This window comes from Oscillibacter sp. PEA192, from assembly GCF_003574015.1.
In the GTDB taxonomy this organism is placed as follows: domain Bacteria; phylum Bacillota; class Clostridia; order Oscillospirales; family Oscillospiraceae; genus Oscillibacter; species Oscillibacter welbionis.
In genome coordinates this window covers 2,993,839-3,008,223 of the sequence record NZ_AP018532.1, presented here as the reverse complement: position 1 = coordinate 3,008,223, position 14,385 = coordinate 2,993,839, and the positions used below count along the sequence as shown (strand labels likewise).

General features: G+C 53.3%; 21 protein-coding genes, 2 tRNA genes and 1 pseudogene. 13 read left to right on the top strand and 11 right to left on the bottom strand.

Going from position 1 to position 14,385, the window contains the following annotated elements; genetic code table 11:
• The first annotated feature begins 222 nt into the window (after positions 1 to 222).
• The 5 genes from DN611_RS14925 (at position 223) to DN611_RS14905 (ending at position 3,985) form a co-directional block, all read left to right on the top strand.
• On the top strand, positions 223 to 1,227 hold the full coding sequence (locus DN611_RS14925) for a LacI family DNA-binding transcriptional regulator (RefSeq protein WP_025543572.1): 1,005 nt from the start codon (positions 223 to 225) through the stop codon (positions 1,225 to 1,227).
• A 988-nt stretch (positions 1,228 to 2,215) separates the two neighbouring features.
• Positions 2,216 to 2,292: transfer RNA gene (locus DN611_RS14920), tRNA-Asp, on the top strand.
• A 6-nt stretch (positions 2,293 to 2,298) separates the two neighbouring features.
• A tRNA-Thr gene (locus DN611_RS14915) sits at positions 2,299 to 2,374 on the top strand.
• Between the two features lie 244 nt (positions 2,375 to 2,618).
• Positions 2,619 to 3,038 (top strand): HTH domain-containing protein, encoded by a 420-nt coding sequence (locus DN611_RS14910; RefSeq protein WP_025544103.1) that lies wholly within the window; start codon positions 2,619 to 2,621, stop codon positions 3,036 to 3,038.
• A gap of 2 nt (positions 3,039 to 3,040) precedes the next feature.
• Positions 3,041 to 3,985, top strand: a complete 945-nt coding sequence (locus DN611_RS14905) for an IS3 family transposase (protein WP_025544101.1) — start codon at positions 3,041 to 3,043, stop codon at positions 3,983 to 3,985.
• A 100-nt stretch (positions 3,986 to 4,085) separates the two neighbouring features.
• Here DN611_RS14905 and DN611_RS17155 read toward each other — a convergent pair whose 3' ends face one another.
• The 5 genes and pseudogenes from DN611_RS17155 to DN611_RS17145 all read right to left on the bottom strand — a co-directional run bounded on the left by DN611_RS17155 (position 4,086) and on the right by DN611_RS17145 (position 6,653).
• Positions 4,086 to 4,610: a site-specific integrase gene (locus DN611_RS17155; RefSeq protein ID WP_249390870.1), complete on the bottom strand. Its 525-nt coding sequence runs from the start codon at positions 4,608 to 4,610 to the stop codon at positions 4,086 to 4,088.
• A gap of 301 nt (positions 4,611 to 4,911) precedes the next feature.
• Positions 4,912 to 5,007, bottom strand: a pseudogene (locus DN611_RS17150) (hypothetical protein); the annotation flags it as partial.
• 377 nt (positions 5,008 to 5,384) lie between these two features.
• Positions 5,385 to 5,741 carry an IS3 family transposase gene (locus DN611_RS14895; protein WP_249390868.1) on the bottom strand — a complete coding sequence of 119 codons (357 nt, stop codon included), beginning with the start codon at positions 5,739 to 5,741 and terminating at the stop codon, positions 5,385 to 5,387.
• Between the two features lie 47 nt (positions 5,742 to 5,788).
• The gene (locus DN611_RS14890; RefSeq protein ID WP_160117453.1) at positions 5,789 to 6,133 is read right to left on the bottom strand and encodes an IS3 family transposase; all 345 of its coding nucleotides are present in this window, start codon (positions 6,131 to 6,133) and stop codon (positions 5,789 to 5,791) included.
• Positions 6,134 to 6,146: 13 nt separating this feature from the next.
• Positions 6,147 to 6,653 carry a transposase gene (locus tag DN611_RS17145; protein ID WP_317258894.1) on the bottom strand — a complete coding sequence of 169 codons (507 nt, stop codon included), beginning with the start codon at positions 6,651 to 6,653 and terminating at the stop codon, positions 6,147 to 6,149.
• A 20-nt stretch (positions 6,654 to 6,673) separates the two neighbouring features.
• On the opposite strand from DN611_RS17145, the gene tnpA reads away from it, so the two are divergent.
• The 6 genes from tnpA (at position 6,674) to DN611_RS14875 (ending at position 9,377) form a co-directional block, all read left to right on the top strand.
• On the top strand, positions 6,674 to 6,976 hold the full coding sequence (gene tnpA / locus DN611_RS17355) for an IS66 family insertion sequence element accessory protein TnpA (RefSeq protein WP_394802918.1): 303 nt from the start codon (positions 6,674 to 6,676) through the stop codon (positions 6,974 to 6,976).
• Positions 6,906 to 7,124, top strand: a complete 219-nt coding sequence (gene tnpB, locus DN611_RS14885) for an IS66 family insertion sequence element accessory protein TnpB (protein WP_119311746.1) — start codon at positions 6,906 to 6,908, stop codon at positions 7,122 to 7,124. The genes tnpA and tnpB overlap by 71 nt, the downstream gene beginning before the upstream one ends.
• 296 nt (positions 7,125 to 7,420) lie before the next feature.
• On the top strand, positions 7,421 to 8,368 hold the full coding sequence (tnpC, locus tag DN611_RS14880; protein WP_302201504.1) for an IS66 family transposase: 948 nt from the start codon (positions 7,421 to 7,423) through the stop codon (positions 8,366 to 8,368).
• On the top strand, positions 8,308 to 8,559 hold the full coding sequence (locus DN611_RS17140) for an IS66 family transposase (RefSeq protein WP_256264667.1): 252 nt from the start codon (positions 8,308 to 8,310) through the stop codon (positions 8,557 to 8,559). The genes tnpC and DN611_RS17140 overlap by 61 nt, the downstream gene beginning before the upstream one ends.
• A 51-nt stretch (positions 8,560 to 8,610) precedes the next feature.
• Positions 8,611 to 8,772 (top strand): transposase domain-containing protein, encoded by a 162-nt coding sequence (locus DN611_RS17135; protein ID WP_021751533.1) that lies wholly within the window; start codon positions 8,611 to 8,613, stop codon positions 8,770 to 8,772.
• Between the two features lie 140 nt (positions 8,773 to 8,912).
• Entirely contained in the window at positions 8,913 to 9,377 is a 465-nt protein-coding gene (locus DN611_RS14875) for a sporulation initiation factor Spo0A C-terminal domain-containing protein (RefSeq protein ID WP_119311745.1), read from the top strand.
• Positions 9,378 to 9,798: 421 nt separating this feature from the next.
• Here DN611_RS14875 and DN611_RS17130 read toward each other — a convergent pair whose 3' ends face one another.
• The 6 genes from DN611_RS17130 to DN611_RS16580 all read right to left on the bottom strand — a co-directional run bounded on the left by DN611_RS17130 (position 9,799) and on the right by DN611_RS16580 (position 12,647).
• Positions 9,799 to 10,452, bottom strand: a complete 654-nt coding sequence (locus DN611_RS17130) for a tetratricopeptide repeat protein (protein WP_249390866.1) — start codon at positions 10,450 to 10,452, stop codon at positions 9,799 to 9,801.
• A gap of 72 nt (positions 10,453 to 10,524) precedes the next feature.
• Positions 10,525 to 10,803 carry a relaxase MobL gene (locus tag DN611_RS17125; RefSeq protein ID WP_249390865.1) on the bottom strand — a complete coding sequence of 93 codons (279 nt, stop codon included), beginning with the start codon at positions 10,801 to 10,803 and terminating at the stop codon, positions 10,525 to 10,527.
• The gene (locus DN611_RS17120; protein WP_249390864.1) at positions 10,796 to 11,065 is read right to left on the bottom strand and encodes a hypothetical protein; all 270 of its coding nucleotides are present in this window, start codon (positions 11,063 to 11,065) and stop codon (positions 10,796 to 10,798) included. Before DN611_RS17120 ends, DN611_RS17125 begins: the two co-directional genes overlap by 8 nt.
• Positions 11,066 to 11,113: 48 nt before the next feature.
• Positions 11,114 to 11,332 (bottom strand): relaxase MobL, encoded by a 219-nt coding sequence (mobL, locus tag DN611_RS17115; RefSeq protein ID WP_249390901.1) that lies wholly within the window; start codon positions 11,330 to 11,332, stop codon positions 11,114 to 11,116.
• Positions 11,333 to 11,534: 202 nt separating this feature from the next.
• On the bottom strand, positions 11,535 to 11,939 hold the full coding sequence (locus DN611_RS14865) for a hypothetical protein (RefSeq protein WP_119311744.1): 405 nt from the start codon (positions 11,937 to 11,939) through the stop codon (positions 11,535 to 11,537).
• 309 nt (positions 11,940 to 12,248) lie between these two features.
• The gene (locus DN611_RS16580; RefSeq protein WP_136891234.1) at positions 12,249 to 12,647 is read right to left on the bottom strand and encodes a hypothetical protein; all 399 of its coding nucleotides are present in this window, start codon (positions 12,645 to 12,647) and stop codon (positions 12,249 to 12,251) included.
• A gap of 647 nt (positions 12,648 to 13,294) precedes the next feature.
• Between DN611_RS16580 and DN611_RS14860 the strand changes: the two genes are divergently transcribed.
• Positions 13,295 to 13,738, top strand: a complete 444-nt coding sequence (locus tag DN611_RS14860) for a hypothetical protein (RefSeq protein WP_119311743.1) — start codon at positions 13,295 to 13,297, stop codon at positions 13,736 to 13,738.
• Positions 13,739 to 13,753: 15 nt separating this feature from the next.
• The gene (locus tag DN611_RS14855; protein ID WP_136891233.1) at positions 13,754 to 14,134 is read left to right on the top strand and encodes a DUF6076 domain-containing protein; all 381 of its coding nucleotides are present in this window, start codon (positions 13,754 to 13,756) and stop codon (positions 14,132 to 14,134) included.
• Positions 14,135 to 14,385: the final 251 nt, after the last annotated feature.

Here is a 14,385-nt window from a genome sequence, read left to right as displayed (position 1 = left end):
GTCATTTGTCAAGTCGGCGCCCGCCAAAGAATCTTCGGCAGATTTGGAGAAATTACTATAATGATAATTTTTTCGGAGATATTGACAAGTTTGATATAATTCTATATGCTGTTCAATAAGAAAAGTGAAATTGACGATTTGTTTGATTTTAACGGCGTCAAAATGAAAACGTTTACGCAATGGAACCGGCTCAGGCGTGGACCGATGGAAAGGACAGAGATCATGAAGAACGTGACACTGAAGGATGTGGCCAAGGCCGCCGGTGTCTCTTATGCAACGGTATCCCGGGCTCTGTCGGGGAGTAACCAGATCGGAAAGAGCACGCGGGAGCGGATTGTCCGCCTGTGCGACGAGATGGGGTACACGGGGAACTACGTGGCCCGCTCCATGGTGATGAAAAAGACGTATCTGCTGGGACTGGTGGTGCCGGCCATTGAAAATGAGTTCATGTCCCAGCTGGCCTATTATGTGGAGATGAGCGCCCGGGCCAGGGGCTACAACATTATGCTGTGCAACTCAGAGCCGGATTTGAAACAGGAGGAGATGGTGGTCAAACTGCTGCTGGGCCGCCGGGTGGACGGGATTTTGATCGTCCCCCAGTCCCCGGCCACCTATGAGAAGATCGCCCCGCTGCTGGAGCAGATCCCTGCGGTGTTTCTCAGCGAGAATCTGCGGGATCAGCCCCAGAGCTACGTATCTGTGGACAACAGCCGAGGCGCCTATCTGGGGGTGGAGTATCTCTACGGACTGGGACACCGGGAGATCCTGTACTTCGGTTGCCGGAACTCCACTACCCATCAGCTCCGGGCGGAGGGCTATCTGCGGGCCTGCCGGCAATTCGGGCTGGAACCCAGGCTCCATCACAGCGACTTTGCCCGGTCCTCCATCGAGAATGGATATCAGATGGTCAAGGAGCTGTTTGCAAAGCCCATCGACTATACAGCGATCTTTGCCTCTACGGACTCCAACGCACTGGGCATCCTGAAGGCGGCTGACGAGCTCCATATCCGCATCCCGGGGGATCTGTCCCTCATCGGATTTGACAACATCCCCTCCACTGCGCTGCCGCGCATCGACCTTACCACCATTGAGCAGCCGAAAAAGGAAATGGCCGTCCAGGCGGTGGATATGCTGCTGGACAAGATCGAAAAGGGGACCCAGGGTTATGTGCACCAGATTTTGATGCCCAGCCTGGTCCAGCGGGGGACCTGCCGTTCTCTGACATGATGGCAGAGCGTTTTTTCAATTTGAAGAGTGACAGAAAAAACACCGTTCCTGGCGGTGTTTTCTCTTGCGGCCGAGGTGCGGGTGAAAAGAAAATGGACTGCAGCAACTCCAGAGCTTCACAATAATATCTAGCAGGATATCCGCGCTGGTGGCATCCCTCTTGTCCAAAGCGTGATTCATATGGCTGTAGCTCTCCCGGTATTTCAGAATTTTCCAGACCAGCCCAGGAGAAGTGCTCTGCAATGGACTGGTGGAACTGGATATTCAGCGTGTTTTTCAGCTTCTTGACCCAGGTGGCCTCTTTGTAGACGCTGGCCTTGGTTCACCATACTTTCCATGCAGATCAGCAGGCTATCGGCCATCTCCGGAAGGAGGCATCCATCGAGGGCGCCAGTATGGCTCTTTCTCATAGGTTTGAAGTTCCCCGAGGAAAGGGCTTTCCATTGTTTTATGCGCCTTGGTTTTTGAGGGGCGGCTTTTTCCATGTCTGTGCGCTACGGTCATCCTTGGCGCTGGAAATTTCAGAGATTTGGTCTGGTTAGTGTAAAATTTTTGTTGGCAAAAGAAAAAGGGAAACGGCGAAAACACAGCTTCCCTTGGGACTCCAAAATCAGTAGAATTGTGAAGCGACAAAACACACCTGCTGCAAAGGTGCCTCAAGGCAGCTGTCTGTCTGCTGGATAATGGAGACATTAAAAAAATGTCTCAAAAATCAAAAAAAGGATTGACAAAAGCTGCGGCGTAAAGTATAATCCTTATTGTTCTGTGCGGCGGATGCGTTGTCCCAAAGGATGACAGCATCAAGAAAACGTCAGAATTGTGAAGAGCGAACTGCTATGGATTGGTAAGTGTTTGGGGCAGTAGAGGAACGTTGCTCTTTGTAGCCATCCCAAAACCGCATGCCGAGGGTTCGAATTCTTCTGCTCCTGCCATTGGAATCTTTAGAAGGCAGGATGTATTTGCTTATAATAGGACGAGCCTACAAAATGGCCCGGTAGTTCAGTTGGTTAGAACGCTAGCCTGTCACGCTAGAGGTCGACGGTTCGAGCCCGTTCCGGGTCGCCATTTTATGCTGCTGTAGCTCAGTAGGTAGAGCGCATCCTTGGTAAGGATGAGGTCGGCGGTTCGAATCCGCCCAGCAGCTCCAACAAATACCTGAAATCTTCGGATTTCAGGTGTTTTTTTGTTGCGAATGTGGACTTTTTCGTGTGGGTCAAAATGTGGGGCAGCGGGTTGACCCAAACCGTGACCCAGACAGGGCATAAACTGTACCCAAGAAAATGGACACGATGGATTTGACCCACGGCCCCGTTTAGTGGACACGCATTTGACCCATAGGGTCAGAGGCACCTCATCTGTGATAAAATAAGATCACCAGATGGAGGTGCTGCATGAGCACAAAAAAACAATTCACGCCGGAGGAGATCCGGCATCTACGGGCAAACCCGTACACACGGTGCGTGACAGCGGACACGATCTCCTACACCCTCGCCTTCAAGGAGGCGTTCTGGGCCTTGAGCCTGCAAGGGTACACCGGACCGGCCGCCTTCCGCAAGCTGGGCTATAACACGGAAGTCCTGGGCTTCGAGCGGGTCCACAACACCACCAAGCGCATTCGGCGGGAAGCCAAGTCTCTGGAAGGGCTTCGTGAGGGCACCCGGGGCGGCGTGCGCCTGCAGAAGGAGACAACATCGGCGGACTCCCCGTCTGTCGAAGCTGCCAGACGGATGCGGCGGGAGATCCTGTGCCTCCAGCAGCAGATGGCGTTTTTAAAAAAAGTCATGCGGCTGCACGACAAGCCGGAACAGTAGTCATGGACAGTGCCGGAGAACGGTTCGCGGCCATCCAGGAGGCGTTGGCGGACCGGAAGAACATCCTCACCGTGAAAGAGCTGTGCGAATTGGCCGGTGTGTCCCGCTCCGGCTATTACAACTGGGTGCGTTCCGAACGAGCCAGGGAAACGAGGGAGCAGAGGGACCGGGCAGATTTTGAGTGGATTTTAGAGGCGTACCGGTTCCGCAGCTACGCAAAGGGCGCCCGGGGCATCCACATGCGGCTGCTGCACATGGGCGTGCGGATGAATGTGAAGAAAATCCGCCGGCTCATGCGGAAGTACCGTCTCACCTGCCCCATTCGGAAGCCGAATCCCTACCGCAGATTACAGAGGTCTATCCGGATGGGCAGCACCGCGGAGAATCTGGTGAACCGGGAATTTGAATCACGCGGTCCCAGGGCCATCCTCCTGACGGATATTACCTATATCCCTTTGAATGGGAAGTTCTGCTATCTGTCCACGATCCTGGACGCCTGCACGAAACAGGTCTTATCCTATGCCGTGAGCGAATCTCTGGAAGTGGATTTCGTTCTGGAGATGGTGGAGCGGCTGGTGCAGAACTACGGCACCTCGCTGAACAAAGAGACTGTGATCCACAGTGACCAGGGCACCCACTACACCAGCTTGAAATTCATTCAACTGGTGGAGAGCCGGGAGCTGCGGCGCTCCATGTCCCGCAGGGGCAACTGCTGGGACAACGCACCCCAGGAGAGCTTTTTCGGGCACATGAAAGACGAGCTGGCCGGTGAGATCCCCGGTTGGACATCCTTTGCGGATGCGAAGGCATCCATTGACCGCTGGATGGATTATTACAACCAGGACCGCTGCCAGTGGGACTTGGCGAAGCTGTCCCCAAACGAATTTTACGAGTACATCTCCACAGGTGAGCACCCCGCCGGAATGCTGCCGCAATGGGTCAAATGATTTTGTCCTTGACTTGGGGAGCACTTTAGAAAGGAAATAACGGACACAAGAGTGCCGGACGGGAAGATTTGCCTTCCCGTCCGGCATTTTTCTCTCTGTCTTACATGACCTGTTCCATGAAGCTGCCCATGGTCTGGGTTGCCTCATCCTGCTTTTGCCTTGTTGCGTGGGTGTAGGTGCGGAGGGTGAAACCGGCGTCAAAGTGCCCTAGCATGGAGGACACTGTTTTCACGTCCACGCCATTCTGGAGAGCTGTGGTGGCGAAGGTGTGCCGGAGATCGTGGAATCTGAGATGTTCCAATCCGGCGTCCTTCAGGATCTTTTTGTGGAGGTTTACCACGCTGTCCGGGTGATACATCTCTCCGGCTAATGGAGAGGGGAACATGTATGGATTATCCGGATGGTGGTCATGCTCCTGGAGCAGCAGGTCCACCGCTGCCTGTGGGATAGACACCAGACGTACTGAGTTTTCGGTTTTGGGCCTTGTGAGCTCCAGACTTCCATCCGGGTTTCGGACATACTGTCTGCTTACCGAGATAGTTTTGCTTTGGACATCCAGGTCGTCCCACCGCAGGGCCACCAGTTCTCCCTTCCGCAATCCGCTGACCAGTTCCAGATAAAACATAGAGAGCAGATCTCGCCGCTGTGCGGCTTCCAAAATAGCCCCCCATCTGCTCTGGAGATAAGACTTTCATGTCCAGTTTTCGGGGCTTTGGGACGATGCAGTTCTCGCAGGGGTTTCGGGGAATGAGCCGTTCTTTTACTGCCCGGTCCAGAGCGGCGTGGAGCATCAGGTGGACGCTGCGGACCGTGGTGGTGCTGAGCCCTTTGCTCTGGTTCTTTCCAACATGGATTCTACCGTTTTCTAATAACTCCTTGTAGAGCTTCTGCAGATGCCGGGTGGTCATCTTCTTCAATTTGATATTCCCGATGCGGGGGACGGTGTAGGTATCGATGATGAGCTGGTAGCGGTTGGCGGTGGCTGTGCGGACGTTGGGCTTGGCATAGAGTTCATACCACATTTTCAGCCAGGTGGCTACTGTGTGTTCATCGGCTTCTCTGCTGACGTCCAGCCCCTGACACTCCGCCATGGCTGTTTTCGGTTTTTCCCGAACCTCCGCCTGCGTCTTACCCAACACATTTTTGTTGATGCGTTTGCCGGTCTTTGGATCGTACCCGGCAGTGTATCGTCCCTCCCAGCGGCCGTTCTTGCGTTTGCGGATGTTCCCCTCGCCGTTGGCTCGTTTCTTTGACATATCGATCGCCTCCTATCAGCAACACAACATACTGCAACTTCTATAAAATAGCCACGCTATTTGATCGGAGTTATCAAAGACTTTACAATTTCCTTTTTTCAAAAGTTGAACTGCACCCAAAATATTGGACAACTACGACTGACTCAAGCAGCGCCAAGGGTTTTACATCTATGAACGGCTGGAGGCAGACCGCCCGGGCTCAATTTGATTCTTCGGTTGTTGTAGTATTCAAGATAGGAGACCAGTTCTGTTTTAAACTGCTCTATGGATGCAAACTTTTGCAGATAAAGCAGCTCCGATTTGAGGAGCCCAAAGAAATTTTCCACGACAGCATTATCCAGGCAATTCCCCTTTCGGCTCATGCTTTGCCGAATGTCCTTGCCTTTCAGCATGTCCCGATACTTTCTATGCTGGTAATGCCAGCCTTGGTCCGAGTGAAGAATCAGATTTGTCCCATCCGGAATTTTATGAAACGCTTTCTCCAGCATGGAGGTCACCATCTTTAGGTCCGGACGATCTGAAATCGTGTAGCTTACAATGTCCCGGCTTACAGATCAAGCAGGATGGATAAGTAGAGTTTTTGCCCGAAAAGATGAAATTCTGTGACGTCTGTTACCATTTTTTCGTTTGGCTGTTCTGCCTCAAAGTTTCTCTCCAACAGATTTGGCGCAATTTGTCCCATCTCGCCCTTGTAAGAACGATATTTCTTCATCCGAACTCGGCACACCAACCCAAGCTCCTTCATCAGTCTGGAGACTACCTTGTGATTACAATGAATCTTCCTGTTTTCCAGCTCCGCTGTGATTCGCCTGTAACCGTATCTGCCCCGGTGTTCTTTAAAAATTGCTTGGATTTCTCTTTTTACGGATGCGCACTTGTTCCCCTTCTTCATCCGCTTTATCTCATCATAAAATGTGGGCCTTGACAGGTGAGCAACGGACAGCAGCATCTTCAAAGGGATTTCTGGCCTCAGTTCTTGAATCACCCGCGCTTTTTGCGCTGGCGCTGCTCGTCTTCCAAAACCGAGGCCCGCAATTTTTTAGGTATCGATTTTCTGCCTCTAATCGCTGTACTTGAGCCAGCAACTCTTTCTCACGGTCCTGGCTTACCCGTTTCAGAGGACGGCCCGATCCGCTGTGCCCTCGTCGTTCAACAGAGAAACCTTCCGGCCCTTCCGCCAAGTAAATCCACTCCCATATCTGAAGCAGTGTATGAGACTCAATCCCAAACCGCCGGCCTGCTTCACTGTGGTTCAGGCCTTCCGCCCGCATGATTTCGATTACCTTTACTTTGAATTCCGCACTGTATCTTCGATTTGGCGTAAGCGTCAAAGCTGGGGGCGGATTAAAAAGTTGAAGAGGATATGAGATACTAATTCTCGAGAAGTCTAAAGACTTCTCGAGAATTCTCATTTTAGAAGGTGGCGGGGAAGATGGGCGCGTGTGAATTGAAACGGCAGGCAAAGCTGGAACAATGGAAGACACAGGTCATAGACTGCCGCAGCAGCGGCATGAGCGTAAGGGGATGGTGTGCGGAACACAATATTTCGGCAAAGACGTACTACCGCCGGGAAAAGGAAATCCTTTCATCGGCAGCCACAGAACTTGTGCCCGCAGTTTCAGCACCGCAGCCACCGGCAGCCTTTGTAGAGCTCTCGCCGTTGCCTGAGCGGCAGACAGCGGGACCGCATCAAGGGCCTCTATTGGGAGCGGGATGGATTTATCCTGTTGTATAAGCGGTTGGAACAGGGTGCATACCAATGGCCGCGAACGGAAAACGAGGTACGGCAATTGACGCCGCAGCAATACCGCTGGCTGATGGAGGGGCTGAAGGTGGAGCAGCTAAAGGCCCACCGTCCGGTGGACGGCCTGCGTATCATTTAGGCGGTAGAATAGCTGAAAACCCTGGAAATACTGGACTTTCCAGTTCAAATATAGTATAATTTACCCATGAAAAATGAAAGAAATCATGGGACAAGCACCCCGGAGATGGTAACCATTTCACGGGCGGAATATGCGTCTCTGAAAGCGGAAAGAGACGAGCTGAACCAGAAATTGGACTGGCTTCTGGAGCAAGTGCGCCTGAACAGGAAGAAACTCTACGGAGTGTCCTCGGAGCGGCTGGAAGAAGAACTGATAGGCCCCAGTTGAGCCTCATGTTTGACGAGACGGAAGCCTGGTTGTCCAGGCGGAGAGCCAAAGAGACGGAGGTGGCCGCCCATACCCGGCGTTCTTCCAGGCCGGAGGAGGTCCTGCCGGACAATGTACCGGTTGAGGTGGTGGAACACCGGATTCCAGAGAAGGAACCAGACTGCCCTGTGTGCGGCACAGCCAAGATGGAGATTGGAAGGGACGTCCGGCGCACATTGGTGATGATCCCGGCCCAGGTGATGATCCGGGAAAACATTTATTTCACCTACGCCTGCCCCAAATGCAAGGAGGAAGGGACAGAGACGCCGATCCGCAAGGCGGAAAGGCTCCCTGCCCTGACTCCCGGCAGCTATGTCTCGGCGGAGGCGGTCGCCCATATCATGGTGCAGAAATTTGTGATGTACGCACCGTTGTACCGGCAGGAACAGGAGTGGAACCGGGCAGGCGTGCAGTTGAGCCGGCAGACCATGAGCAACTGGGTGCTGCGGGTGGCGGAGGACTGGCTGAAACCGGTATATGAGGAACTGCACAGGCGGCTCCTCCAACGACAGGTGCTCCACGCGGATGAAACCACGCTGCAGGTGCTGAAACTGGAGGGCCGGGCAGCCCGGAGCAAGTGCTATATGTGGCTGTACCGCACCAGTGGGGACGCGAAGTCCCCCGTTGTGCTGTATGAGTACCGGCCTACCCGGAAGGCGGAGAACGCGGCTGCCTTTCTGGAGAGTTTCTCCGGGTGGCTCCATGCAGATGGCTACTCCGGTTACCACCGGTTGCCTAAAAACATCCGGGTGGTTGGTTGCTGGGCGTACCTGCGGCGAAAATTCGATGAGGCGGTGGATGCCCTGCCGAAGGACCAACGCGCAGGTTGTGCGGCACCGGAGGGGCTGGATAATGCCTCTTCGGGATTGAGCAGGAATTGGCAGGGCTGCCGCCGGAAGAACGGTGTGAACAGCGTCTGGCCCGGTCCAAGCCGGTGATGGACGCTTTATTGACATGGGCTGAAACGAAGAGCGCCGCTGTGCCGAAGTCCGCGCTGGGCAAGGCACTGTACTATCTGCGGGAACAGTGGCCATACCTGATCCGGTTTCTGGGGGATGGGCAGCTGGAGATCTTCAATAACCGTGCGGAACGCAGTGTGAAACCCTTTGTAATGAGCCGGAAGAACTAGCTGTTTCCAAATACGGAAGGCGGGGCTCAGAGCAGTGCAATTGTTTATAGCATGATTGAGACTGCCAAGGAGAATCCTCTCTCCCCATACCAGTATCTGACCTGGCTTCTGAGAGATGCTCCGAAACTCGCGGCAGAGGAAAAGAATTTGGCAGAGAAATTATTGCCGGAGAACGCCCCGCAAAGCAGTTGGGATATCCCTGTGAAAATATGACTGTACGCTAAAGAGTCTGCTGATACGCAGGCTCTTTTTCCTTTTAGGTTTCTGAATTTTCTGGTGTCTCTTTTTGTCTCAAAACGGCGAATTTGCGAACTACAGATTTAACGTCAAATTTTTTACCGGAGGTATTTTCTATGGAGGACACACAAGACCTGATTTTTGAAATTGAAGGAAACGTCGGTTCGGTAGGTAGCAGCGATCTGCTGGGTGTTGTCTCTCTGGTCATGACCGGTGGGACAGAAGCCTTGCATCTGGGTAAGACATCGGATTCTTTCGAGCAACAGACTGGAAAGAAAGCAAAAACTGTATCCAGGTCCTTAGCACGTACAACAACTAACATTTGGGAGACTGGAAACAAAAAGATCCTGCGGCAAGTCTATAGCAACCATCTTCCGGTTGAACGTCCTACACCCAAAAATTTCATTATACGGCTTGCGGAATATTTAAAGCGCCAGACCATACGTAAGCAAGACACCCCTTTGAATGGTCTTGAGCGTAATGAAACTATCCCCAAAGAACCAAATGTTCACCAAATGTTCTTTACAAATATTTTTTCCACGAGATACATCCATCCCGCACTTCCTCCTATGGCATTCTAGTACAAGGTCATTTTCCAGATGGCTGGGCCACAATTTCTGTGGTTTCTCCCCCTATCCCACGGCAAAAACGCTGTGGCCTTGCTCGTTAAAAAAGATTCTCGTCTCCAACTTCCCCCTGAGCACCTTTTGGATGTGGTACATGATTTTCTTTCGCAAGAAGTGATTCACTCTTAAAATCCTGCTAATCCTATTCAGCAAAAGAGCGGCCATGCGGCCGCCCTTTTGTTGATGCTTCCCGCTGTTTTACGCTTACGATTTGGCACTCCTTTTGGCATATTTACCCCCCTTTTTTTATTTTATCACTTTTGTCTATCTCTGGGGGTGCAGTTCAATGGTATCACATTTTGATACCATCCTCCGGTCCTATCAATATCCTGTCATACCTCCCATGCCGCCTTGTGTTAGCTCGAGATCTTCATGGTCACCCGGCTTGTGGCCCATGACGATCTTCTTCGCCCTGATCTTTCGGAGCAGCTTTCGGTCCACACCATGTCCCGCCGGTGCGGCAGGCGGCACGGAGTTGTCCTGGAATATCTGCCCCAGGTGGTGAAGCAGCTTGGTGGCGGCCAGAAGCATATGAGGACTGTGTGTCATTGAAGTGCGCCAGGAAGAACTGGGCGTACTTGTTTCCCTGTTCCGCCATCGCAGAGAACCAGTCCCAGGATTGATCCGGGTCCCGCGGAACCTCCCGTCCGTCGAGATACAGCCTGCCCAGAGCATACTGGGCGAACTGGTTGCCCTGTTCGGCGGAGGCGGTGAGGTGGTCCACCGCCCCGGGTACATCCTTTGAGACCGCTTTTCCTTCGAAGTACAGCTTTCCCAGCCAGCAGTCGGCGTAGGAATTGTCCTGTGCCGCCGCTTTTTCATACCGAGACACCGCCTCATCCATTCGCTTTTGACTTTGCAGCAGTTTACCAAGGGCGTACTGGGAGAAGTCATGACCAGCTTCAGCGGCACGGCGGAACCACAGCTCCGCCTGTTCGTCATCCGGAAGCACGCCCATGCTGTCCCGCCAGCACTTGTTCAGCAGATGAGCCGCTACGGTGAAGCCGGCATTCCAGAGCTGCTCCAGCATCCGCACCTGTACTGCTTTTTCTTTCTCTGTATTTTCATACTCTGACAGGATTTCCTTGGCAGCCTGGTATGCCTAAGACATCTGCCGGCGGGAGTTCCAGATGTTGTACACCGCCTCCTGATCCTCATCCACTTCGTCTTTCATGGTCGTATCTTCGAAGGTAAAGGCACCTAAGCGCAATTCCTCTGCTTCCCGGATGACCATATTCTTGATGGCTTTGAACTCCTTTTGCTGTGAGAATGGTTTGTGCTCTCTCGGCGCGTCCTTGTAGTAGCGCTCTAGTTCATCCCGAAGTTCGTTCCATTGTCCATAGCACTCCGCCACCTCTGGGAGCCTGGCCAGTTCATCCACGATGGGCGTCTGCTTGGGCTTTTACCGGCTTTCTCAGGTAGCCGTAGACTTTCTTGCCCTTGTAGTTTTCCAGCATTCCGGCCAGCGTTTCCATTTGCGTTTCGATGACCGGACTGTGGCACAGACCTGTTTCCATCCTCCGAATGAGCCGCCCCATGGCCTCTATCGCGGTGTCCCGCACCTGCTGATAGGATAGATCTTTTTGCTGGTAGAGGGACAGCATCTCGTCATGGAAGATCTCATTGGACAGCTTCGAACGCATCTGCTCGATGCCTTTTTCCGTGAGATAGCCTTGCTTGGGGGCTGACGATTAGGCCATCATGTGGATGTGCGGATGGTGCTTTTCGTCATGAAAGGCGGCCCGCCAGCGGAAATTTTGCGGAGAGATTTTCATGGCCTGGGCCAGTTCTGTCTGATGAGCCAACAACAGCTTCCGCCAGCTCTCCGCGGAGTCATACCCCAGCCGGACGGCATCCTCCCGCTTCAGGGAGTAGATGAGGGTCCACACCGGGCCGGTATGCCCATTGATCTCATCCGTAGTTTTCTCCAGGTCGGCGGGACTATCGGCGGAGAACAGTCCGTGGGACCGGGGGGGCGCTCCGCTATATACTCCAGGTAGCCGCCGGGCTTCAACTCCTCCGCACCCTCCCGGGTGGCGATGTATTCAGCGTAGTGTCCGCCGCCGCTTCCCGACTTGATATAGCCCGACTTCTGAATCAGTCCCTCCATTCCTACACCCCTTTCTGGTAGGCGAGGGCGTCATCCATGTCGATCTCACCGTTGGTTTCTCTGACCTCCTTCACGCACCGGACCCGTGTCTTACGCAGTGTGTCCAGAGCCACGTCCATCCCGGCGGCCACCAGATTTCCCATGAGGGCCTCCTCCACCGCCAGCTTGAACAGCAGGTGTCCCATCCGTTTGCCCAGGGCCCCCAGCTTGCCCTCCAGCACATCGGCCAGAACCCGGGGCAGGTAATCGCCGGCCCGCTCCGAATTCAGGTAGCCGGAGTAGAACTGAATCGCCTTTTCGATATACTCATTTTTGGTGGAGCAGTTGTCTTTCTGGTAGTGGGACTCCACCTGATCCCACACGGCATCGTCCATCCAGACGGTGTGCCGGTGTCTGTTTTCACCCATTGTCAAATACCTCCCAAATCCGTGATAGCGTCAGCGAATGTCCCGCAATGGCGGGGATATTCGTCTGCTTCTCTGGAAACAGCGTCAATCGTAGTTTGGGCGTTCCGGAAAAGCGTCAGCCCATGTCCCCGAAAACCACCCGCACTGCGGGCGGAAGTGACTGCCTGGGCGCCATAAAAGCGCCAGGGCTTTCTCCTGTTTTTTCGTCCTCCGCAGAGCCTCAAAATCGGCCCAAATCCGTCCAAAATCCCCGGGAGGAGCTGGGATCTTACTGGGGCCCAAACCGCTCTACAAAGGGCTTTGCTGGGCTCACGGGCTTTCCCTTGCTATCCTTTGTTTTGCTGATACACTTCCTCCACAACATCTCCTGTGGTGGATTTCCTGCTTGCACGATGCCCTGCGGTGGAAAGCGCAGGCAGCGGCAGGATGTAGTAGTGGTTGTTGCTCTGCCGCCAACTTCCGTCGCGGCGCATCAGCTTGTTGGTTGCCGCCTTGCGGATGAATCCGCGATCCACTAATTGCCTGACTGCGTCCCTCGCAACGTTTTCCGAACAGCTGCAGTGCGATGGTCTTGATGCTGGGCCAGCAAAGTTCTTTCTGCCCGGCGCAGCAGACCAGATAGCTGTATACCGCCAGCGGGATCGGTTTCAGGTCATAGCAGAAGATGGCATTGCTTATTTGATAGAATCGTTCACCGAGAATCGGCATAGAGTACCTCCGTGTTCTTTTCGAAATTCAGAGAACAAAATCTTGCGTTCCGGAAGCCTCTCTGTTAGACTGTCTGCAGATGGAATCTGCGTTTTTCGGAACGCGGCGTGCCGGCGGACTGTTGCAGCAGTTTCGGCGGCTTTCCTTTTGCTGCGGACCTTGTACGCTGATCACACGCACCTCCTTTACAAAAATTCGTGGGCCGCACGCCGTACCGGTTCCTACTCTGCGGCCTTGTTTGTCACGCACGGCGTTTCCTTTCGCCTTAGTGGGCGCGCCTGTTGCTTGACAGCAGAGTTCTGGCGGCACTCTTTCCGGCAAGTATCGGCTTTGGTGGTGGGTATGCAGTTATCGAGGTACAATCGCGGCCAGATAGAATTCTTGATTTTTCTAACTGTCTAATCCAGACTTGGTTTTAAAGGCATTATTCTATTGCTCGCCTAACCCGGGCGTAACAAACCACACTCTTTGCGTCAAGACCAATTAATGAACAGTTTGTAAATTAGTCTGGGGTGGGGCACATTGCTTTGATGAGGTACACATTCAAAACCTATATCGCCCATGAGCAGGAGCACTATCTTTACAGCGAGTAGACACTTGGCGAAGCGGTCACGTTTTCTGAGACAGTCCCGTTCCCGGAAAGCTTGATGTCGCTGCTCTATATGGACCTGGACCCCATAGACGCCATTATTCAAAAGTTGAATGACGAGTTCTGGAAACTGGCAGCAACGAAAGAAGAGCAACATCACCAGAACGCGCTTGCGCTGCTGGATGACTTGGCTTCGCGCCACATCTATTTTCAGCAGTTTCGGCTGGATATGAATTGCCGTCTTACCCATGCCAAGCTATTCAATAGCTATACAGAGGACGTGCTGCCCCGGGCGTATCTGTATCATCTGCCGGAGAAGCTTCGGCAGATGCAAGCTCAGATCCTGGAGCTGATCCAACATGTATTGGATACGGATCAGGAGTCCGAGGAAACGGTACCGCAGAAAATGGTCTCCTACTACAAGGCAGCAGGAGACCGTGCCTTTCGGTTCTGTGTGCAGCCGGTTGGCTTTGAGCTCATCGACGATGAAGTGTTTGCATAGGTTTTGGAGCCGGAGGTGGTCTATGACCTCATTGACTACCACCTCCGGGAGTGCATCAAGCGGGAAGTGAAGATGCGGGTGTGCAAAAACTGCGGGAGATACTTTGCCCTGACGGGCCGTACCAACACCGAATATTGTAGCCGGCCTTTTGACGAGAAAGGCCGCACCTGCCGGGAAGTGGGCGCCATTGCCCTGTGGACGAAACGGAAGAGCAGGGATGCCTTGTTTCAGGACTATCGCAGAGAATACAAGAATCGCTTTGCTCGCATGAAGGCGGGAAAGCTGGAGCCGGAGGAGCTCTACGCGTGGGACGAACGTGCCAGAGAGAAAAAAGCGGAGTGCGAAGCGGGGAGGCTGTCCCCGGAAGACTACGCTGCCTGGCTGCGGGAATCATGATAAAGAAGGAAAAATTAAGCGGCGCAGACTGTATGCAGTCTACGCCGTTTAGTTTTAGGTATGAACCAATTTTTTTACAGAAGATGGGGTATAAACGCACTTCAAGTCAAGGCATACGGCCCGACGTGGAAATGCTCGGAGCCGATACAGCCATAGAAGCCAAAAGCATTCATGACGGAGTTTTGCAGAATTTTTACGATTCCATTTTTTGTGCTTCCCCTTGCCCTTCCTTTTGTTGGAGAAGTTTTCCT